This is a genomic window from Methylobacterium iners, from assembly GCF_022179305.1.
Lineage (GTDB): Bacteria > Pseudomonadota > Alphaproteobacteria > Rhizobiales > Beijerinckiaceae > Methylobacterium > Methylobacterium iners.
This window is the reverse complement of the sequence record NZ_BPQP01000029.1, coordinates 34348-55319: the sequence shown is the minus strand read 5'-3', so window position 1 is coordinate 55319 and position 20972 is coordinate 34348. Positions and strand designations below refer to the sequence as shown.

Below are 20972 nucleotides of genomic sequence, written 5' to 3'. Positions count from 1 at the left end.
CGGTGAGGCGTGCGCTCGGCCCGAAGGTCGGCGCACGCCCCTCGTTCTCAGCCGACGTTGCCCGCGCCGAAGGTGGTGTCGGCTTGGGCCGAGCGGCCCTCGTAGAGGCCGAACTGCAGGTAGTGGATCATCGGGTCGATGCCCGCCGCCCGCACGTCGGCGTTGGCCGCCAGGTAGGCGCTCGTGTCGAAGCCGGTCGACGGGTCCCGCCCCTCGCGGAAGCCGAACTGGTCGTAGTGGACGAGCGGGTTGATCGTGGAGCGAGCGACGTCGGGATAGGCCGCCAGGTAGGCGTCGGTGTCGAAGATCGCGTTGGCGTCCCGGCCTTCCCGCGCGCCGAAGTTGGTGAAGTGGCTCCGCGCAAACGCCAGCCCGTCGCCGCCCGCCGCGATCGCGGCGCGCGCCACGTCGGGGTTGGAGAGCAGGTAGAACTCGGCATCGAAGCCGCGGGCTGACCCGATCTCGCCGGCGCGACCCACGGCGGCGTTGATGGTGCGACCCTCGGACTGGCCGAACTCGAGGTAGTGGGTCAGCGGGTTGACGTTGGCCGCGCGCACGTCGGCGTTGCGGGCGAGGTAGCCCTGCGTGTCGAAGGCCGCACCCGGATCGCGGCCCTCGCGGAAGCCGAACCCCTCGTAGTGGGTGAGCGGGTTGAGGCCGGCGGCGCGCACGTCCGAGTTGGCGGCGAGGTAGCCGGTGGTGGAGAAGAAGGCGTTCGGGTCGCGGCCCTCGCGGAAGCCGAACTCGGCGTAGTGCGCGTCCGCGTCCCGACCGGAGGCCGCCACGTCCGGGTTGTTGGCCAGGTAGAACAGGTCGTCCACCAGCGGCGCGCCGTCCCCCGTCGTCACCGTGCGATCCGTGAACTCGAACCGCTCGATGCCCGTCGCGACGTGACGGAAGCCATCGGGCCCGATCACCACGTCGCCGGCGCCCGTGCCGATCACCCGGGCGTCGGCGAGGCGGAAGTCGAAGATCAGCGCGTCGGTCCCGCCGCGCCCATTGAAGGAATCGTTGCCCTCGGAGATGCGGAAGCTGTCGTTGCCGGCGGTCCCGACCACCGGTGCCGAGTCGAACACCGCATCGGCCCGCAGGCGCAGGTTCTCGATACGGATGTCCTGCGAGGCGGGGGTGTCGGCGTCGTCGAAGGCGCGGTCGGGCGTGCCGTGCTCGGCGCGCACGAAGTCGGTGAAGGCCCGCTGCTCGCCCAGCGCGTTCGCCGGCACGTTGGCGGGCGCCGTGAAGTCGAGGCTCTCGTTGACCGGCGCCGAGAGGGTTCCGTTGTCGAGGAGAAAGCGGAAGTTGTCGCCGTTCTGCTTGGTCGGGTAGCCGTCGCCGCCATTGGCCGTGAAGTTCAGCGTCACAATGCTGATCGTGGCCGGCGCGTCCGCGACGAGGCGGCCGTTCTCGACGACGCGGGCGATGACGCGGTCGTCCTCGTCCACGAGGGCGACGTTGCGCACGCGCTGGCCGGCCGGCAGGCTCGGATCGTAGGAGAACTGGACGCCGCCAATCTGCGGGAAGCCGCCGTTGCCCGGCGGCAGCCCGGCGCCGTAGTTCAGGATGTTGAGGAGGCCCTGCGGCGTGGTGTCGAACACCATGAGCTTGTTGTCGAAGCGCAGCGCGTTCTCGGTGTCGAGCTGGGAGATGCCGCCGAGCGGCTTGTTGGCCGAGGGCACGGCCTCGGGCGGGCCCTTGGCGCCGGCATTCGGGTCGTTGCCGCCGCCGTCGTTGACCGAGCCGATCGAGGCGCGGATGCCGCCGCCGTTCTTGAGCGACACGATGAAGGGCTGGTTGGGAAGGGCGTTGGCCGCCGCTGCGGCATTGGCGTCGGCGGTGAGGTTGCCGAGATTGGTCTCCTCGGAACGGCCGGCCGTGCGGTCGCCCTCGAGATAGACGTCCGTGAAGCCGAAGACGTTGCCTTCCTTGGCGCGGATGACGCCGTCCACCGCGCCGGTGATCTGCTGGACGCGGGCGCCGATCGAGCCGGGCGCGAAGGCCTGGCCGATATCCGTGCCGTAGGCCGCCTGCAGGGTGGCCTGGTTTGAGGCGTAGGCGCCGTTGATGGCCGGGTTCAGGCTCGCGGGTACGATGCGGCCGGCCGCGTCGAAGGTGACGACGAGGCGGCCGAGATAGGTCGATTCGCTGTCGGTGTTGACGATGAGGGTCGGGTTGCCGTCGGCACCCGTGGTGGCGATCGGGTAGGGGCCGGCGAAGTTCGCGTCGTGGCCCGGGAAGGCGCCGGGCACGTCGGTGGAATCGCCCAGCCGCGTGTGCGAGCCGGCCGCCAGGATGACGTCCACGTTGCGCAGGAGCGGCGCCAGCGCGATCTCGTTCGAGAGGAGCTGGAGGTGGCTCTGCAGGATGATCCGGGTGACGCCCTGCGCCACCAGCGCGTCGATGACCGGCTGCAGCTGGCTCGCCAGCAGCGCCATGTCGTCCCGCTCGGTCTGGTTGTCGCCGGGCTGGCCGTTCAGGGGAAACCCGCGCACCTCGGTGCCGGTCGGCGATGAGATCCGCTCCAGCACCTGCGTCGTCGCGCCGACGAGGCCGACGCGCTCGCCGTTGATGGTCACGACGGCCGAGGGCGCGATCCGGCCGCGGATCGCGTCGACGTTCTGGCCGCCGGCCACGACGCTGCCCCGCAGCGCCGCATCGCCCGAGAAGTCGAGATTGGCCGAGAGGTAGGGGAACTGCGCGCCGGGGAAGCCGCCGCCCGCGGCGTAGGCGCCCTGCAGGGTCGCGGAGCCGAGGTCGAATTCGTGGTTGCCGATGGTCGAGGCGCGCACGCCGAAGGCGTTGTAGATCGCGATGTCCGGGCGCCCCAGCGCCGTCGTGCCGCCGACGGCCGCGTTGAGCGCCGGATCGGCGCCGGCGGTGAGGAACGGGCCGGGGATGAAGTTGTCGCCGCCCGCGAGCACCAGGGTGTTGGCGAACTGGTTGTCGAACCGGTCGATCAGCGCGCCCATGATCGGTGCGGTGGTCGGCGTCAGGGTCGAGCCCTCGCCGTCGGACATGTGAAGAAGCTGAAGCGTGAAGCCGCCGGCCATGACTTGGTCTCCAGACGATCGGGTATTCGGACCGGCCGCTTGGCGGCAGGCACCGTTATCAGCAGGAAAGTCGAAGGGAATCAGACCGGACAAGGTCCGCTATACTGCGGCTCCCCGGGATGTTTCCGCCCTGTTTCGCTGGGTAGCTGAGCCGTATGACGGTCGCATGAAGGTGAGCGCGCAGGCACGACTTGCTTGCGGCGAGCAAGGCCTCCGGCCAAGGCGGAAGGCCTCAGATTCGCAATGAAAAAACCCGCCCGGCGTCTGGATCGACGCGGCGGGCGGGTTCATCTCGGCCGAGGGGTTGAAGTCCCCGTAGAATCGAGACGCGTCGAGGGCGACCTCAGATGATCGGCTTGCCGCCGGTGACGGCGACGGTCGCGCCCGAGACGTAGCTCGATTCCGGACCAGCCAGCATGACGTAGACGGGCGCGAGCTCGCAGGGCTGGCCCGGCCGCTGCATCGGCACCTGGCTGCCGAAGGACTTCACCTTCTCCATCGGCATGGTCGAGGGGATCAGCGGCGTCCAGATCGGCCCCGGCGCTACGCAGTTCACGCGGATCTCGCGCTCGGCGAGCATCTGGGCGAGGCCGCCGGTGAAGTTCTGGATGGCGCCCTTGGTGGTGGCGTAGGCGAGCAATTGCGGGCTCGGACTGTCGGCGTTGACCGAGGTCGTGTTGATGATGGCCGAGCCCGGCCGCATGTGCGGGAGCGCGGCCTTCACGAGGTAGAACATCGCGTGGATGTTGATCGCGAAGGTGATCTCCCACTCGGTGTCGCTGATGTCCTCGGGCGCGGCGAAGGTGGCCTGGTGGGCCGCGTTGTTCACGAGGACGTCGACCCGCCCGAAGGCCGCCACCGCCTTTTCGACGATCGCGCGGCAATGGCGTGCGTCCGCGATATTGCCGGGCACGAGCACCGCCTTGCGCCCGGCCGACTCGACGAGGCGGCCTGTCTCGCGGGCGTCGTCGTGCTCGTCGAGGTAGCTGATCAGCACGTCCGCCCCCTCGCGGGCGAAGGCGAGGGCCACCGCCCGGCCGATGCCGCTATCGGCCCCGGTGATGATCGCCTTGCGGCCTTCGAGCCGGCCGGAGCCCTTGTAATGCGCCTCGCCGTAATCGGGGCGCGGGTCCATCTCCTCGTCGCGGCCCGGGGGCTTGATCGGCCGCTGGTTCTCGAACGGGGGCTTGGGGAAATCGACCATCGGGATCCTCCGAATCGTCCGCCGCGGGTCTTCGCTCAGTTCGCCGGGGCGGCGAGGGTGAGCGTGCCCTTGAAAGGGGCGTTCCGGTCGTTCGTGCTGGTGCAGGCGTAGGGGTACTGGCCCTCGGCGAGCGTGCGCACGCGCAGGAGGCCCTCGCCGCCCTGCTTGATCAGGTAGCCGTCGTCGCTCGCCACGTGGACGAGGTCGCCGTCGTGGTGGAGCACGTTCTTGTTCTCGAACATCTTCGGCGCGGTGAGCGTCACCTGATGCTTCGTGCGGTTGACGATCTGGAGCTGCACGTTGGTCTGGGCCGGCAGGCGCAGCTCGGCCGGATCGCAGCGGATGCGGCCGTCGACGAGCTCGGCCACGAGCTGCACGGGCGGCTGCAGATCCTCGTTCTTCGGCGCGCTCGTCGGCTTCTGCTCGGCAAGAGCCAAGGTTCCGCCGAGACAAAGCGTCGCCACGGCCGTAGCGGCCCAGCAGAGCGGCCGCAGGGCCGCGCGTGTTCCGGGCGTTCCCTGACGCGAATGCGTGGTCATGCTTGAGCAATCCTTGGAATGGTCGATGGAGGACGCAAGGTCCCGGCAGATCGTCTGGGAGGAACCGCGCTGCGGCGCGCCTGTTCCGATGCGGCGGCGCCCGGCCGCGGCAGCGATCCGCCAGGCCCGCGCGGCCCGCTTGCGTCCGGGCGCGTCGCGAATGCCACGCTGCGGGGAATTCGTCTGTCCGGACCCGGGTGCGACCGTTGGCAACACCGAGCGATCGGCGTCTAAGGCTGGGGCAGGCACCACCGAAGCGATCCACCATGAACCGCGCAGCCCCGATCCTCGCCGCCCTGGTGCTGATGCTCCAGCCGGTCCTGGCCGCCGACGTCGACACCGAGAACCTGTTCGGCTTCACCGAGGGCGCCGATACCGGCGAGGAGGGCGAGCAGGACGTCTTCCTCGACACGATCGGCCGGTTCGGCAAGCGCAAGGCCGGTCCGGGCTCCTCCCGCTACGGGGTCGCGGACACGAAGCTGAGCTACCAGTATGATCCGACGGGCAACTTCAGCATCGAGCTCGGCGTCTACGGCGACGCGCGGCGCGTGCGCAACATCGCCGACCTCGACGACAAGGCCTTCGCGACCTTCGACGGCGTCGAGGTGGACCTGAAGTACCAGTTCCTCAAAGGCTCCAAGGACCAGCCCTTCGGCCTCGCGATCGAGACGCGGCCGCGCTTCGCCCGCACCCTGCCGATCGAGGGGACGGGGGCGAACATCTTCGACGTCGAGACCCTGCTGCAGGCCGATCTCCAGATCGTGCCCGACAAGGTCTGGCTCGGTGCGAACCTAAGCTTCGAGGGCGCGGCCGGGCGCCTGCGCGGCTCAGGGCTCGGCGACCGCTCCTCGCTCTTCACGGTCTCGAACGCCCTCTCCGTGCGGGTGGGCGAGAACACCTTCCTCGGCCCGGAAATGCGCTACCTGCGCGCCTATGACGGGTCCTACCTCAACCGCTTCGAGGGCCACGCCGTCTTCGTCGGCGCGGGGCTCCACCACCGCTTCACCGAGAAGACCTTCGTGACCCTCGCCTATGCGGGACAGGTCTGGGGCCGCGATCGCGATCCGGCCTCTGCCGGCCGGAGCTTCGATCTCGCGCATTTCGAGCGGCACAACGTGCGCGTGAAGCTCGGCGTGATGTTCTAGGGCCTCCCGACGCCGCGATCAGCGCCCCGCCAGCGGCCGCAGGGCGCCGCGACCGGCATAGCGGGCCTGGCCGCCCAAGCCCTCCTCGATGCGGATGAGCTGGTTGTACTTCGCCAACCGGTCCGAGCGCGCGAGCGAGCCCGTCTTGATCTGCCCGCAATTGGTGGCGACGGCCAGATCCGCGATCGTCGAATCCTCGGTCTCGCCGGAGCGGTGGGACATCACCGCCGTGTAGCCGGCGCGCTGGGCCATATCGACGGCGGCCAGCGTCTCGGTGAGCGAGCCGATCTGGTTGACCTTGACCAGGATCGAGTTCGCGGTCCCTTCCGCGATACCGCGAGAGAGGCGCGTGACGTTCGTCACGAAGAGGTCGTCGCCCACCAGCTGGCAACGGTTGCCGACCTTGTCGGTGAGGAGCTTCCAGCCGGCCCAGTCGTCTTCGGACATGCCGTCCTCGATCGACAGGATCGGATAGGAATCGACGAGGCCGGCGAGGTAATCGACCTGCGCCGCGATGTCCCGGGTCTTGCCCTCGCCCTCGTAATGGTAGGCGCCGTCCTTGAAGAACTCGGTCGCGGCGCAATCCAGCGCCAGCACCATGTCGGCGCCCGGCTTGAATCCGGCCGCGGCGATCGATTCCATGACGAAGTCGAGCGCCGCCTCGGCCGAGGGAAGGTTCGGGGCGAAGCCGCCCTCGTCGCCGACATTGGTGTTGTGGCCGGCCTTCTTCAGCGCGCTCTTGAGGGTGTGGAACACCTCCGCGCCCATGCGCACCGCCTCGGCGAGGGAGGAGGCCCCCACCGGCATGATCATGAATTCCTGGAAGTCGATCGGATTGTCGGCGTGCGCCCCGCCATTGACGATGTTCATCATCGGCACGGGCAGCACGCGCGCCTGGGTGCCGCCGACGTAGCGGTAGAGCGGCAGGCCGGCGGTCTCGGCCGCGGCCTTGGCCACCGCGAGGGAGACGCCGAGGATGGCATTGGCGCCGAGCCGGGCCTTGTTGGGCGTGCCGTCGAGCTCGATCATCGCCTCGTCGATTGCCGCCTGATCCTCCGCATCCATGCCGCCGATGGCGTCGAGGATCTCGGTGCGCGCGGCCTCGACCGCCTTGCGCACGCCCTTGCCGGAGAACCGTGCCTTGTCGCCGTCGCGCAGCTCCACGGCCTCGTGGGCGCCGGTGGACGCACCCGAGGGCACGGCGGCGCGGCCGAAGGAGCCGTCCTCGAGGAGCACGTCGACCTCGATCGTCGGGTTGCCCCGGCTGTCGAGGATCTCGCGGGCGGCGATGTTGGTGATCGCGGTCATGCAGACCCCTTCTTGAAGCGTGATCCTGCGGGCCGCGTGCCCGCGGCCCGAGGGACGATCCCCGATCGCCCTCCTGTCTCGCCCTGCGATTCGCCAACGGCGCAGCCAGGGCCGCAGGCTTATCCGCCAACCTCAAACGTCCGGCAAGCGCCGGCCCGGGGCGGAAAGCACGGAGGCCAGTGAAGAATCTTCATCGGCGGCTCAAGAAATAGCCGCGACCCCGGGTCCCGCGCAGGAGAGATGCGCGAGCGGGGAGGGAGGGCTATAGCACCGGCATGACGCAAGAGACCCGACCCGACGCCCCGCTGCAGCTCGGCCAGAACGTCGCCTCGCCCGCGAGCCCCGACGCGGCGCAACTCGACCGGGTGCCGAACCCGCATCCGGACACCGATTACCTCGCGCGCTTCACCGCGCCCGAATTCACCTCGCTCTGCCCGGTGACGGGCCAGCCGGATTTCGCGATCCTGGTGATCGACTACGTGCCCGATCGATGGCTCGTGGAGTCGAAGTCGCTCAAGCTCTATCTCGGCGCCTTCCGCAACCACGGCGCCTTCCACGAGGATTGCACGGTCGGCATCGGCAAGCGCTTGACCGAGTTACTCGCACCGCGCTGGCTTCGCATCGGCGGCTACTGGTACCCGCGCGGGGGCATCCCGATCGACGTGTTCTGGCAGACCGGCGCGCCGCCGGCCTCGCTCTGGGTGCCGGACCAGGGCGTGCCGCCCTACCGCGCCCGCTAGGAGTCCTCACGAAAAAGGGCGGCCGGTGATGAACCGGCCGCCCTCTCATCCTGCGCCGCTGGCGCGTCGATCAATAACCGTAGCCGTAGGCCGGACGGCCGTAACCGTAGCCGCGGCGGCCGTAGCCGTCGTCGTAGGTCGACCGACGGTAGCCCTCGGCGGCGATGGCGCCGGCCGCGAGACCCGCGATCCCGAGGCCGACGGCCGCGCCGGTCCCGATGCCGCGGCGTCCACCGCCTCGATAGGCGTAGCCACGACCATAACCGCCCTTGGCATAGCCGCCATTGCCGTAGCCGTAACCGCGGGGTCCCGCGTCAGCCGAGGTCGAGACGGCCATCGCGCCGAGCGAGAGCGTCAGGGCAGAGACGAGTGCGAGCTTTCGCATGAAGATCCTCAGGTTGTTGCTTCCGATTAGGAAAGCGAACGAACCCGGAAAGGGGAGGTTCCGAAATTAGGCGGACGCCTTGGCCAGCCGGTCGAAGGCCTGGAGCTGGGCGAGGAGGGCCGGCATCGCCCTCAGGGGCACCATGTTCGGCCCGTCGGACGGGGCCCTGTCGGGGTCGGGATGGGTCTCGATGAAGATTCCGGCGACTCCCACCGCCACGGCGGCGCGGGCCAGCACCGGCACGAACTCCCGCTGCCCGCCGGACGTCGCGCCCTGGCCGCCCGGCTGCTGCACGGAATGGGTCGCGTCGAATACCACCGGCGCGCCGCCCGTGACGCGGGCCATGATGGGCAGGCTGCGCATGTCCGAGACCAGCGTGTTGTAGCCGAAGGAGGCGCCGCGCTCGGTGACGATGACGTTGGGATTGCCGGCCCCCGTCACCTTGGCGGCGACATGCGCCATGTCCCACGGCGCCAGGAACTGCCCCTTCTTGACGTTGACGACCCGGCCGGTGGCGGCGGCCGCGAGGAGCAGATCCGTCTGCCGGCAGAGGAAAGCCGGGATCTGGAGCACGTCGACGACTTCCGCCGCGAGCGCGCATTGCCCGGCCTCGTGCACGTCCGTGAGCACCGGCAGACGCAAGCGCTCCTTGATCTCGGCGAAGATGGGCAGGGCCTCGGCGAGACCGATACCCCGGGCCGTCGACCCCGAGGTCCGGTTCGCCTTGTCGAAGGAGGACTTGAAGACGATGCCGATCCCGAGCGCGTCGGTCATCGCCTTGAGCGCGCCTGCGACCTCAAGCGCATGATCGCGGCTCTCCATCTGGCAGGGGCCGGCGATCAGCGCGAGCGGCAGGTGGTTGGCGAAGGCGACGGATCCCGCCATCACGACGGGGCCGGGGGAGGGCATCTCGGACATGAGGGGCGGTCTAGCCCGCCTTCGCGGCGGCGGGAAGGCCCGCCCTCCGGCGCAGAGCCGCGGTCCGGTTCGGGGTCAGCCGACACACCGTCAGGTTGCCCGCGAGCGCGTCCAGGCGCGGGCCGGTCTCGCAGCGGAGCGCCGCGCGTCCGACATGGCCCGTGCGGGGAGTGCCGGTGAGCAGCGAGTCCTGGTGGAGGTTGAGCGCCAGCACCTCGACCGCCTCGGCGGAGGCGCCGGTGAGCGCCTCGGCCGCGAGCCCGATCAGCACGAAGTACGGCCGGATCGGCTCCCGCTGGCGGGCGCCGAAGATCATCTGCCGCTGCGGCGCGCATTCGAGGCTCATGCGCTCGGCATCGGCCGCGCGGAACACCGCGAGGGCACCCGTGCGCCCGGCGAGCGAGGCGCCCGTCGCGCGGATCATCTTGGCGGTCAGCGCATCGCAGGAATCGGCCGCCTGCGCCGGCGCGGCGAGGAGGAAGGCGAGGGCGCTCAGGCCGGCGTAGCGGATCATGACGAGCGATCTAACCTGCCCGCTCGCGGGAGGCCATGCCGCCGGGGGCCTCACGTCCCCATGCGTTCGCGCAGAAGGTTCTGGGCCGCGTCTCGCAGGACGTCGTTCATGCGGGTCTGCCAGCCGGGCCCCGTGGCCTTGAAGGCCTCGACGATCCCCTGATCCAGACGGATGGTGACGGGTATTTTCTTCGGCGACTTCTGTGGTCCCCGGGCACGTCGCAGGGCCTCGGCAAGGGCTGGAAAGGCCTCCGCGAAGGGGCGAGCCTTCCGAAAATCCTCCTCCGTCCATTCCGGATTGTCGCTGACCTCATCCCAATCCTCTTGAGAATACGCAGCGTTGGGCACATAGCCGGGAGCATGCTTAGCGGTGCTCATAGAGCATCCTTTCCGACGCGCTCGCTCGTCGAAGGCTGATGATCGCCAGCGCTTCCGTGCCGAGCGGGGACACGATGGCCGCCACGACCAGACGGCCCTCGAGCATGCCGATCAACTTGGTCCGAAGCCGCCCCGTTCGGCTCGGGCGCGCAGGGCGGTTGACCGAAGTCTCGAAATCGAAGCTGTCCTCGAACACCGCGAAATCCAGACCGTGCTTGGCAAGGTTCGCGATGCGCTTCGCCTCATCCCAGACGATCACAAAACGTATGTACGATCAGATGCTCGGTGCGTCAAACCGCGTGCGCCGTTCACCGTCGCAACGATCCCGTCGTCTCGCCCTGGCAGGCTTCGTGCGCGTGCGAGCGCAGGACCCGCGGCAGCCGGACCGAGCGGGCGCCGGTGCCATCCTCCAGGGTGCCGGTCAGCGCCTGCGCCTCCAGGACGCCCCGGAAGGCGAGGGGGCCGTCGGCCGTCTCGACCGTGAAGGCGACCTCGCGGCTCGCGTCGTCCAGGGCGATCGTCTCGACGCGGACCGGTCCGGGAAGGCCGCCGCGCTCGAGCGTGATGCCGTCGCCGTTCGGCGACCGGCGCAGCGTGATGCTGTGCCCGGCGCGACGGCCGTCGGCCTCCGTGCAGAGGTCGGCGTAGACGAAGGTGCCCGAGGTCCAGGTCGGCTTCGCCGCGGCCGGAGCCGACGCGCCGAGCGCCGCCGAGAGGGTCAGCAGGGGGAGGGCGTGCCGCCGGCTCCGGGCGGCGGGGTGCATCGTTCGATCCATGCGGCATCTCCGATCGCCATCGGTCTATCCCCGGTGGTTTTCCGAACGATGTCCGGATGGCCCCTCGATCAAGCAAGAAGGATGCGTGAACGCGAAACCGGCGCCGGCCCCTGGGGGCCGGCGCCGCCGGTCGGCTTCAATTCAGCGTGAGCGCGGGGCGGATCAGCCCGCCTTGCTGGTCAGGGCCACCGCCACGAAGCGGGTCTGGCCCTTGCTGTTCTTCACCCGCATCAGCACCGCCTTGCGGCCGGCGGCTTCCGCCGAGCGGATGCGCTCCGCGATCTCGGAGGGACGGGACACGGCCGACCCCGCCACGTCGAGGATGATGTCGCCCTGCTCGATGCCCTTGGCCGCGGCCGGGCCCTCCGGGTCGACATCCATGACCGCGACGCCCTCCTCGCCGGCGCCGACATCCGAGGCCGGCGCGAGGCTGAGGCCCAGGCGCGGCTGGCTGTCCTTGGCCGGACCCTGGCGGGCGTTGTCGTTGGCGGCGACCTTGGTGTCGTTCGGCAGGGTGCCGAGCTCGACCTTGGCGGTGGCCGACTTGCCGTTGCGCAGGTAGGCGATCTCGACCGTTCCGCCGGGCTTCAGCCCCGCGATCCGACGCGAGAGCTCGCGGGCATCGTTGATCGGCGTGCCGTTGACCGACTCGATCACGTCGCCGGTCTTCAGACCCGCCTTGGCCGCCGGCGTGCCGGACTCGGCCTGGCCGATCAGCGCGCCCTTGGCCTTGTCGAGGCCGAGGCTGTCGGCGATGTCCTTGGTCACCGGCTGGACCTGGACGCCGAGATAGCCGCGGGCGACCTTGCCGTCGGCGCGGAGCTGATCGACCACCGCCTGCACGGTCTCGGCGGGAATCGCGAAGGCGAGGCCGACGCTGCCGCCCGACGGCGAGGCGATCGCCGTGTTCACGCCCACGACCTCGCCGCCGACGTTGAAGGTCGGCCCGCCCGAGTTGCCCTTGTTGATGGGCGCGTCGATCTGCAGGAAGTCGTCGTAGGGACCCGCGCCGATGTCGCGGCCGCGCGCCGAGACGATGCCGGCCGTCACCGTTCCCCCTAGGCCGAACGGGTTGCCGATGGCCACCACCCAGTCGCCGACGCGGGGCGCGGTCTTGCCCAGCGAGACGTAAGGGTAGTTGCCGCCCTCGGTGATCTTGAGCAGCGCGAGGTCCGTCTTCGGGTCCTTGCCGACGACCTTCGCGTCAAGGGTCCGAGCGTCGTCGAGGGTGACCTGCACACTCTTCGCCTTGTCGACGACGTGGTTGTTGGTCACGACGTAGCCGTCGGCCGAGATGATGAAGCCGGAGCCCTGGCCGCCGCGCTGGCCCTTGCGCTGCGGGGGCATGCCGGGCGTGCCCTGCTGGCCGGGGCCGCCCTGGCCGAAGCGCTTGAAGAACTCGCGCAGCTGCGGGGGGACGTTCTGCTGGCCGCCGGGCCCGTCGTCATCGTCGGAGGCCCCCTCTTCGAGCTTCACCTTCACGGCGACGACGCCGGGCTTCACCTTGTCGACGACGTTGGCGAAGGAGCCGGGCGGGTGCTCGGGCGCATCGATCGGGTTCTTGGAGAGGGCCTGGGCAATGGCGGGCGTCGAGGGCTGGACGAGTCCACCGCCGACGGCACCGGCCGCGACGAGGGCGGCGGCCGCGACGGAGGCGAGGGCCTTGCGGCGGAAGGTGTTTGGCTGAGCGGTCATTCGGGTCTCCGAAACGCGTGTCTCATGGGCCCCGGAAGGAGCCATGCCCAACGTCGTAAGCCCGCCCGCCTGACCTCGAGATGGCGCGAAGATTACAGTTTGGACAGGTTGGGCGGCATTGGCCGCAGCCCCGATCGCCATTCCAGGTCGAGGAGCAGCCCCGCCGGATGCGTGTCGAGCACCGGCGTGACCGGCAGCCCGGCCGCGTTCAGCAGACCGGCCGTCCAGTGATTGCAGAGATGGGCGACGCTGAAGCGCCCTGCGCCCTCGTAGAACAGGCTCGGCCCGTAGAGGCCGGGACCCCCCTCGACCGAATGCCCGTCGGCGAGGCGGAAGCTCGCATCGAGCCGGGCGATGAGCCGCGCCAGCCCCGCCGCCGAGACCCGGACCGGCACGATGTCGGAATGGGGGAAGCTTACCCGCACGTCGCGTTCGAGGCCGACGACCTGCACCACCGCGTCGCTGCCGCCGGGGGTGAAGAGGGCGCTCAGGGCGAGACGCCAGTCGAACTCGTTCACGGTCGGCGTCGCTCGGTAGAAGCGGGCCTCGCCCCAGCCGAACTCGATCCTGGGATAGTCGCGAAACCGGGTGGCGATGTTGCGGAGCGCCGCGCCCGCGCCGTCCCCGGTCAGGGCCTCGCGCGGCAGGACGATGCCGGAATGCCAGCCGTGGCTGACGAGGTGGATCTCCCGGGTGTTCGCCGGGTCGCGCGCGGGAAAGAGCGCCGGATCGCCGGAACGCGCCGTGAGGACGACGGCCAGGGTCAGGATCGCCAGGAGGGCGGCGAGTCCTTGGGCGGGACGGAGGGCCCACCGTCTCAGAATGCTCACGAGAGTTCGGATACAAGTGCATCCACGATTGTCATTTCGGGGCGCCCCCCGGGTCCGGCCTTTGGCCGGTCCGAGGACAGGCTCCGGCGAGCCCGGAACCCAGAGCCGCTAACGGCGCAAACTGGATTGCAACCTGCGTTTCTGGGTTCCGGGCTCTGCTTCGCAGCCCCGGAATGACAAGCGTAGCAGCGCTCAAGTCGCCGTTCCGTCCGCCAGCCGCGCCAGCGCCTCCCCGATCTTCTCAAGGCGCGCGGCCTCGGCGTCGCGGCGCTCGCGGTTCTCCTCCACCACCTCTTCAGGGGCGCGGGCCACGAAATCGGCATTGCCGAGCTTGGCCTCGATCTTGGCGATCTCGGCCCGACCCTTGGCCTCCTCCTTCCGCAGCCGCGCCACCTCCGCCGCGAGGTCGACGATGCCCTCCAGCGGCAGCGCCGCGACCGTGCCGCGCACCAGGAGCTGCACCGCGTTCTTCGGGGGCGCCGCGGCGAAGCCGATTTCGGAGAGGCGCGCCAGCCGGATCAGGGTGTCGCCCCAGCGCTCGGCGCGCGCCCGCGCCGCCTCGTCGGCGCCCACCAGGACCAGCGGGATCTGCGCGGCCGCCGGCACGCTCGTCTCCGAGCGGGCGGAGCGGATCTCCGAGACGAGATCGACGACCCAGCCGATCTCGGCCTCGGATGCCGGGTCGTCCAGCCGCGCCAGATCCGGCCAAGAGGCCAGCGCGAGAAGCCCGCGATCGGGCAGCGCCTCGCCCTTGATCGCCCAGAGCTCCTCCGTGAGGAAGGGCATGAAGGGGTGGAGCAGCTTGGCGATCTGGTCGATCAGGAAGGCGATCGTGGCTTGCGTCTCGGCCTTCGAGGCCGCGTCGCCCTCGCCCTGGAGCACGGGCTTGGCCAGTTCCAGGTACCAGTCGCAGAAGACGTTCCAGACGAAGCGGTAGGCCGCCGCCGCCGCATCGTCGAAGCGGTAGGCTTCGAGCGCGGCCGTCACGGCCGCGACGGCGCGGGCCGCCTCGCCCAGCGCCCAGCGGTTCAGCACCTCGGTCGCGGCGTCCGGGCGGTAATCGGCCCGCAGCGCGCAGCCGTTCATCTCGGCGAAGCGTGCCGCGTTCCAGAGCTTCGTCGCGAAGTTGCGATAGCCCTCGACCCGGTTGACGGCGAGCTTGATGTCCCGCCCCGGCGCGTTGAGCGCGGCCAGCGTGAAGCGCAGCGCGTCGGCGCCGTATTGGTCGATCAGACCGAGCGGGTCGACGACGTTGCCCTTGGACTTCGACATCTTGGCGCCCGCGGCGTCCCGCACCAGGGTGTGCAGATAGACGGTGTCGAAGGGGACGCGGTCGGTGACGTGCAGGCCGACCATCATCATCCGGGCCACCCAGAAGAACAGGATGTCCTTGCCCGTCACCAGGGTGTTGGTGGGGTAGAAGCGCGCGAGCTCGGGCGTCGCATCGGGCCAGCCCAGCGTCGAGAAGGGCCAGAGGGCGGAGGAGAACCAAGTGTCGAGGACGTCGTCATCGCGCCGCAGGGCAACGGCGCGGCCGTGCTTGGCCTCAGCCTGAGCCAGGGCCTCTGCCTCGCTCTGGGCGACGAAGATGCCGCCGTCCTCGTCGTACCAGACCGGGATCTGATGGCCCCACCAGAGCTGGCGCGAGATGCACCACGGCTCGATGTTCTCAAGCCACTGGAAGAAGATCTTCTCGTAATTGCCTGGGATGAAACGAGTCTGCCCGTCGCGCACCGCCTGGAGCGCGCGCTCCGCCAGCGGCTTGACGTTCAGGTACCATTGGTCGGTGAGGTAGGGCTCGATCACGACGCCCGAGCGGTCGCCGTGGGGCACCGCGTGGGTGTTCGGCTCGACCAGCCTCAGGCGCCCGCGCTCCTCCATGAGGGCGACGACCGCCTTGCGCGCGGCCTCACGGCTGAGGCCGTCGAGGGCCAGGGCCTCGGGCTCCGGCGACGCATCGGCCAGGAAAGCGGCGTTGCCAGAGAGCGTTATGCGCGCTTCCGTATCCAGAACATTGATCGGGGTGCAGCCGTGCCGACGGCCGACCTCGAAATCGTTGAAGTCGTGGGCAGGCGTGATCTTGACCGCGCCGGTGCCCTTCTCCGGATCGGAGTAGTCGTCGGCGACGATCGAGATCAGGCGGCCGACGAGCGGCAGGCGCACGCGTCGGCCGACCAGCGCCGTGTAGCGCTCGTCGTCGGGATGCACGGCGACGGCCGTGTCGCCCAGCATGGTCTCGGGCCGCGTGGTCGCGACGGTGATGACCTCACCGGTCTCTCGGCCCGCCTCATCGACCACGGGATAGTCGAAGTGCCAGAGGTGGCCTTTCACCTCGACCTGCTGGACCTCGAGGTCCGAGATCGCGGTCTGGAACTTCGGGTCCCAGTTCACGAGGCGCTTGTCGCGATAGATCAGTCCCTGGGCGTGGAGGTCGACGAAGACCTTGGCGACGGCCTTCGACAGGCCCTCGTCCATGGTGAAGCGCTCGCGCGACCAGTCGCAGGAGGCGCCCAGCCGCTTGAGCTGGTTGACGATGGCGCCGCCCGATTCCGCCTTCCAGGCCCAGACCTTCTCCACGAAGGCCTCGCGGCCGAGCGCACGCCGGTCCGGCTGCTGCGTCTCCGCGAGGCGACGCTCGACCACCATCTGCGTGGCGATGCCGGCATGGTCCATGCCGGGCTGCCAGAGCACGTCGCGGCCGCGCATGCGCTCGAACCGGCAGAGGATGTCCTGCAGCGTGTTGTTGAGCGCGTGACCCATGTGCAGGCTGCCCGTGACGTTGGGCGGCGGGATCACGATGCAATAGGGTTCTCCACCCGCGCGGTCGGCGCGTCCGGCCTTGAACGCGTCGCCTGCCTCCCAGGCGGAGGCGATCCGCGCCTCGACGGCGGCAGGGTCGAAGGTTTTGTCCATCATGTCGGTGTTCGGGCCAATCGGGCTGAGGCGGCGTCGCGCCGCTTTCAACCCGCCGCGGCCCCGGCGTCAACGCCCGCGGGCGACGCGCTCGATCTCGGCGCGCACGAGGCGCTCCACCATCACCGGCAGGTTGTCGTCGAGCCAGGCCTTCAGCATCGGGCGCAGCATGTCCTGCACCAGGTCCTCCAGGGTGCGCGCGTTGGCGCTCAGCACCGTGTTGGAGAGCATCGAGAAGGCCTGCGCGACGCTGGCGTCCGTCACCGCCGAGGTGAGCCGCTCGGTCGGGCTCGCCTCGAACGGGTCCGGCTCGTAGACGGGCTGCGGCGGCGGGCGGGGCGCCGGTTGAGGCGCCTCCTGGCGGACGGGCTTCGGCGGCGGGGGCGGCTCGGGCTCGGGCTCGTCGTCGAAGGAGATCGCGTCGAAATCGATCTCGTCGGCGACAGTCTGCTCGGACCGGAAGTCGATCTCGGGCTCCTCGAAGGCGACGGGCTCCGGCTTGTGGGCGGGCTGCGCCACCTCGGCGAGATCGAGGACGTCGTCGTTCTCCGGAGCGGGAACGCGCGTCCCCTGCGCCTCCTCGGCCTTGGCGATCTGGTCGTCGGCGATGATGCGACGGATGGAGGCGAGGATCTCCTCCATCGAGGGCTCCTGCGCCTTGTCCTGCACCTTGGGGCTCGCTGCACTCATACGGACGACGCTCGGATCTTATGGTGAAGAAAGAGTTACCGATCGCGTCAGTATTTCACGCCTGAACCCGGAAACAAGCGCCCGGCACCCGCTCAGGGGGCGAAGCGGGCGCCATCCCCGGTGTTCTTCAGCGTCCGTCTGGGGTTCGCACGCCGAACCAGAGGTCCTTGACCTGGTCGAAGTGCTCCTTCGGGCTGTAGATGGCCACCGGCAGGGCCGTGTAGCGCACGGTCAGCCGGCCGATCGCCTGGACTACGTCGTATGTAAATACGACACGGTTGCGCTGGGCAACGATGAGGTTCACCCGGGCGCTCAGGAGCTCCTGCTGCGCGTTGAGCACGTCGAGGGTGGTGCGCTGGCCGACCCGGGCCTCCTCGCGCACGCCGTTCAGCGCCACCTCGTTGGCCTGCACCTGCGCCTGCGAGGCAATGACCTGCGCCTTGGAGGCTTCGAGCTGGCCCCAGGCCGTCACGATGGCGGAGCGGACCCGATCGCGCGCATCCTCGACGTTGATCCGCGCCTGGCCGACGAGTTCCTTGGCCTGGCGGATCTGCGAGTAGGTCAGGCCGCCCTCGTAGAGCGGGATCGAGATCTGGCCGACGATGGAGGCGGTCATGCCGTTGTCGCCCGGGAACTGGCTGTCGTAGCGCTGGTTCACCGCTCCCTGAAGGCTGGCCCGGGGATAGAGCTGCCCCTCCAGCACCTTCACCTGCGCCTCGGCGACGTCGACCTGGTGCAGGGTGGACAGGATCTGCGGATGCTCCTTGAGCCCGATCGTGACGGCGGCGTCGAGAGTGGCCGGCACGAAGCGGTCCAGCGGGCGCCCCGGCGCCAGCTGGCGCGGCTCGACCCCGATGAGGCGCCGGAACTCGCCGATCGAGGCGCGCAGCTGCGCCTCGGCCGCACTGACGTCGGAGCGGGCACGGGCGAGGCGGGCCTCGGCCTGGGCGACGTCGGTGCGGGTGACCTCGCCGACATTGAAGCGGTCCCGGGTCTGGCGGAGCTGCTCCTCCAGCACCTCGACGTTGTTGCGCTGCAGCTCCAGGTTGGCGGTGTCGCGCAGGACGTCCATGTACGCCTGTGCGGCGCGGAACAGGGTGTCCATCTCCGTGAGGCGCAGGGCCTCGCGGGTTCTCAGCACGTCCGACTCGGCCTGCCGCGTGCGGTTGTTGGTCTGGAAGCCGTCGAACAGGTTCTGGTTGATGGTCAGCCCAGCGCCGCCAGGCCGTGTCGTGAAATTGCGCTGATCCCCACCCACCCGGCCCTGGAACTGCTGGAGGCCGATATCGGCGCTCAGGCTGGCCGTCGGCCGGTAGCCCGACAGGGCCTGGGCCACGCCCTCGTCGGTGGCGCGCAAGCCCGCCCGCCCGGCATTCAGGGCCGGGTTGGCCATGTAGGCGCGTCCAAGCGCGCTCTCGAGCGTCTCCGCGGCGGCCGGTGCCGCCACGGCGAGCGCGAGAGCCGCGAGCGGAAGCGCAATGCCCGCCGCAGAGTTCCGTCGTCTCACGTTCATCAGCCCTTGCGGTTTCTCAATGAACCGGATGACCGTCCTGTCACGGCCAGCGCCTGTCAGCACGGATCCGGCTGCCCGCCTCGCAGCCAAGTCTAGCCGAGACGAGGGTGCGCCGCACAGGGGAGGCGCAGCGCGGCGCACAGATTGGTCAGGACGTGGCGCATAAAAGCGGCACCGGGATCGGTCGTTCAGAAGGCGAACCCGGCCTCCGCCGCGAAGCCTTCGAGGCCCGGCAGGGCGGCATCGAACAGGGGACGCGAACCGAAGGCGCTGCCTGCCCGCACGAACAGGGTCGTCTTCGCGGCGCGGTCCCGGCCCATCACGCAGACGAGGCGACCGCCCTCGCTCAACTGATCGAGCAGAGCCTGCGGCCGCACCTCGACGCGGCCGTTGACGAGGATGGCGTCGTAGGGCCCGTCCGCCGGCGCGCCGGCCGCGAGCGGTCCCTCGCGGACCGTCACGCCGGGCAGGCGCTCCCGGGCGGCGGCGGCAAGGGGCGCCTCGGACTCGAGGGCCACGACCTCGGCTCCGAGACGCGCCAGGACGGCCGCGCCGTAACCGTAGCCGCTGCCGACATCGAGGGCGCGAGTGCCGGAGGCGACCGCGAGCGCCTGGATCATCCTGGCGAGCAGCATCGGTGCCGGCATCCCGCGCCCGTGCCCGAGGGCCAGGGTCTGGTCGATATAGGCGAAGTCCTCCCGCCCCGGGGGCACGAAGCGCTCGCGCGGGACGTCGTCGAACGCGTCGAGGACGGCGATGTCGTTCACGTCGAAGGTCCGGAGCTGACAATCCACCATGAGGCGGCGCGCCTGCGCGTAATCGAGCATGGGTGCGGTCTCTCCTGGCGCAGGTTCGGGCCGCACGCGGCATGGGCGACGCGCGGGCATCAAGACCCGCGGCTTGTCGGGGATCGATTCCGAAAACGCAAGGTTCGGCAGCGCTGCCGCGGGCGGCCCGAGAGACCCCGACGTGCCCGGGATGGGGCGTCCGCGCCGGCGGGACAGGACGGGATTCAGATCACGAGCGTGCCGCCGAACGCGTCGTGGTGCTCGAAGGGGTTGAGGCTGGCGGGCGAGCCGGCCTCGTAGACGCCGTCCTCGTGAACGCCCTCCTCGACCGCGGGGCGCCCGTCGCTGCCGACGCGGGCCATGACGAAGCTCGGCCCCTCGAGGCGCCAACCCGGACCGGCATTGCCCGCCTGGATCCAGGCGGTTTCGCTGCCGCTCGAGTAGTGATGCATGTTGGACTGCGTGTTGTAGAACCGGTCGAGCACCAGCGCGTCCGGGTTCCCCGCCGCGGTCCCGTAGGCCTGGAAGGCCACTCCCTCGTATTGGAAGGTCGGCAGCGTGCGGATGACCTGATCGCGCTCGGCCTCGCTCGTCGTGAAGAAGTGGGCCTGGGTCGCCGTGTTGTAGAACCGGAACACGTCGACCGTGCCGGGACCGTCGTCGGGCGTCTCGAAAGCGACGCCCTCGAAGTGATAGTGCGGGATCGTCCGCAGGATCTGGTCGCGCTCGGCGACGCTCGCGGTGTAGAAATGGTCGCCCGTCCGCGTGTCGAAGAAGCGGAAGACCGGATCGGTGAGGTCCTCCAGCGACTGCGGCGGGGCGGTCGGGGCAGTCGGCACCGTTGGCGCGGTCGGCACGACGGGGGACGGCACCGGGACCACCGGAAGCGTCGCGTCGGGCGTGAAGCCGGTCTCGGCGTTGAAGGAGGGGGCGCCGGGGCGGACACCGTAGAGGGTCTGCGCCGCCTGGATGTCGTGCTGGGTCAGGCCAAAGAGGCGACCGGAGGAGATCGACGGATTCATCACCATCGTGGCGGCCGTCGAGTGATCGATGCCGATCGCGTGGCCGATCTCATGCAGGGCGACGAGATAGAGATCGACGCTGCCCCGGGCGGATTCGACATCGGTTCCATCGACGCGCCAGCCCTCGTCGGCATCGAACCGCACCGTGCCCCGAACGTATTCCTGGTTGCGGCCCAGGGTGTAGGAGGTGCTGGCGTAGGCGAGCGTGTTGGATGCGCCGTCGATCGAGGCGTTGCTGAAGGTGATCTCGGCACCCGCACCCGGCGCGACGCGCTGGAAATTGATGTTGGCGTAGGCCGACCAGCTCGCAAAGGCCTCCACGATGTCGGGCAGGAAGAAGCTCGGTATGGTCGGGTCGACGGCCCAGGTCACGTTGGCGACGGCGTCGCCGTGATCCCAGCGAGGTCCGAAAATCACGAAAGCAGGCATGATCCGTTCCGAGGGACGTTCCGGTGGTGAAGGCCGCATCTCCTTCTTGCAAGTAAAATCTTACAACTTGGCACAACGATGGCCGCACTTTGATTCATTTGAGATAAGGCTAATAGAAAATGAATGACGCGGCTCTTGT

At 69.8% G+C, this 20972-nt stretch carries 19 protein-coding genes; 2 read left to right on the top strand and 17 right to left on the bottom strand.

Annotated elements, in window-relative coordinates; genetic code table 11:
• Positions 1-47 precede the first annotated feature (47 nt).
• The 3 genes from MFF55_RS10195 to MFF55_RS10185 all read right to left on the bottom strand — a co-directional run bounded on the left by MFF55_RS10195 (position 48) and on the right by MFF55_RS10185 (position 4790).
• On the bottom strand, positions 48-3047 hold the full coding sequence (locus tag MFF55_RS10195; RefSeq protein WP_238243973.1) for a bifunctional metallophosphatase/5'-nucleotidase: 3000 nt from the start codon (positions 3045-3047) through the stop codon (positions 48-50).
• 343 nt (positions 3048-3390) lie between these two features.
• Positions 3391-4251, bottom strand: a complete 861-nt coding sequence (locus MFF55_RS10190) for an SDR family oxidoreductase (protein WP_238243972.1) — start codon at positions 4249-4251, stop codon at positions 3391-3393.
• Between the two features lie 35 nt (positions 4252-4286).
• Complete coding sequence (locus MFF55_RS10185; protein WP_238243971.1) at positions 4287-4790, bottom strand: cupredoxin domain-containing protein; 504 nt, start codon at positions 4788-4790, stop codon at positions 4287-4289.
• Positions 4791-5056: 266 nt separating this feature from the next.
• Between MFF55_RS10185 and MFF55_RS10180 the strand changes: the two genes are divergently transcribed.
• Positions 5057-5935, top strand: coding sequence for a DUF6662 family protein (locus tag MFF55_RS10180; RefSeq protein ID WP_238243970.1), 879 nt, complete (start codon positions 5057-5059; stop codon positions 5933-5935).
• Positions 5936-5953: 18 nt separating this feature from the next.
• On the opposite strand, the gene eno is transcribed toward MFF55_RS10180, so the two are convergent.
• On the bottom strand, positions 5954-7243 hold the full coding sequence (gene eno / locus MFF55_RS10175) for a phosphopyruvate hydratase (RefSeq protein ID WP_238243969.1): 1290 nt from the start codon (positions 7241-7243) through the stop codon (positions 5954-5956).
• A gap of 275 nt (positions 7244-7518) precedes the next feature.
• Between eno and queF the strand changes: the two genes are divergently transcribed.
• Positions 7519-7983 (top strand): preQ(1) synthase, encoded by a 465-nt coding sequence (gene queF, locus MFF55_RS10170; protein WP_238243968.1) that lies wholly within the window; start codon positions 7519-7521, stop codon positions 7981-7983.
• A gap of 70 nt (positions 7984-8053) precedes the next feature.
• Here queF and MFF55_RS10165 read toward each other — a convergent pair whose 3' ends face one another.
• From MFF55_RS10165 to MFF55_RS10105, 13 genes are all read right to left on the bottom strand, one after another.
• On the bottom strand, positions 8054-8368 hold the full coding sequence (locus MFF55_RS10165; protein WP_238243967.1) for a hypothetical protein: 315 nt from the start codon (positions 8366-8368) through the stop codon (positions 8054-8056).
• 66 nt (positions 8369-8434) lie between these two features.
• Positions 8435-9286 (bottom strand): 3-deoxy-8-phosphooctulonate synthase, encoded by an 852-nt coding sequence (gene kdsA, locus MFF55_RS10160; RefSeq protein ID WP_373874777.1) that lies wholly within the window; start codon positions 9284-9286, stop codon positions 8435-8437.
• A 10-nt stretch (positions 9287-9296) separates the two neighbouring features.
• On the bottom strand, positions 9297-9800 hold the full coding sequence (locus MFF55_RS10155; protein ID WP_238243966.1) for a hypothetical protein: 504 nt from the start codon (positions 9798-9800) through the stop codon (positions 9297-9299).
• 50 nt (positions 9801-9850) lie between these two features.
• Positions 9851-10177 carry a BrnA antitoxin family protein gene (locus MFF55_RS10150; protein ID WP_238243965.1) on the bottom strand — a complete coding sequence of 109 codons (327 nt, stop codon included), beginning with the start codon at positions 10175-10177 and terminating at the stop codon, positions 9851-9853.
• Entirely contained in the window at positions 10164-10436 is a 273-nt protein-coding gene (locus tag MFF55_RS10145; RefSeq protein ID WP_306421412.1) for a BrnT family toxin, read from the bottom strand. The genes MFF55_RS10150 and MFF55_RS10145 overlap by 14 nt, the downstream gene beginning before the upstream one ends.
• 49 nt (positions 10437-10485) lie before the next feature.
• Positions 10486-10953 (bottom strand): hypothetical protein, encoded by a 468-nt coding sequence (locus MFF55_RS10140; protein WP_238243964.1) that lies wholly within the window; start codon positions 10951-10953, stop codon positions 10486-10488.
• Between the two features lie 162 nt (positions 10954-11115).
• Complete coding sequence (locus MFF55_RS10135; protein WP_238243963.1) at positions 11116-12648, bottom strand: Do family serine endopeptidase; 1533 nt, start codon at positions 12646-12648, stop codon at positions 11116-11118.
• A 92-nt stretch (positions 12649-12740) separates the two neighbouring features.
• A complete protein-coding gene (locus MFF55_RS10130; RefSeq protein ID WP_238243962.1) occupies positions 12741-13478 on the bottom strand; it encodes a DUF2459 domain-containing protein in 738 nt (245 codons plus the stop codon).
• A 192-nt stretch (positions 13479-13670) separates the two neighbouring features.
• On the bottom strand, positions 13671-16394 hold the full coding sequence (locus tag MFF55_RS10125; protein ID WP_238243961.1) for a valine--tRNA ligase: 2724 nt from the start codon (positions 16392-16394) through the stop codon (positions 13671-13673).
• Between the two features lie 66 nt (positions 16395-16460).
• Positions 16461-17081, bottom strand: a complete 621-nt coding sequence (locus MFF55_RS10120) for a PopZ family protein (protein ID WP_373874776.1) — start codon at positions 17079-17081, stop codon at positions 16461-16463.
• 127 nt (positions 17082-17208) lie between these two features.
• Positions 17209-18594 carry a TolC family outer membrane protein gene (locus MFF55_RS10115; protein ID WP_238243960.1) on the bottom strand — a complete coding sequence of 462 codons (1386 nt, stop codon included), beginning with the start codon at positions 18592-18594 and terminating at the stop codon, positions 17209-17211.
• Positions 18595-18782: 188 nt separating this feature from the next.
• On the bottom strand, positions 18783-19421 hold the full coding sequence (locus MFF55_RS10110; RefSeq protein WP_238243959.1) for a protein-L-isoaspartate O-methyltransferase family protein: 639 nt from the start codon (positions 19419-19421) through the stop codon (positions 18783-18785).
• Between the two features lie 185 nt (positions 19422-19606).
• Complete coding sequence (locus tag MFF55_RS10105) at positions 19607-20833, bottom strand: matrixin family metalloprotease (protein WP_238243958.1); 1227 nt, start codon at positions 20831-20833, stop codon at positions 19607-19609.
• Between the last annotated feature and the right edge of the window lie 139 nt (positions 20834-20972).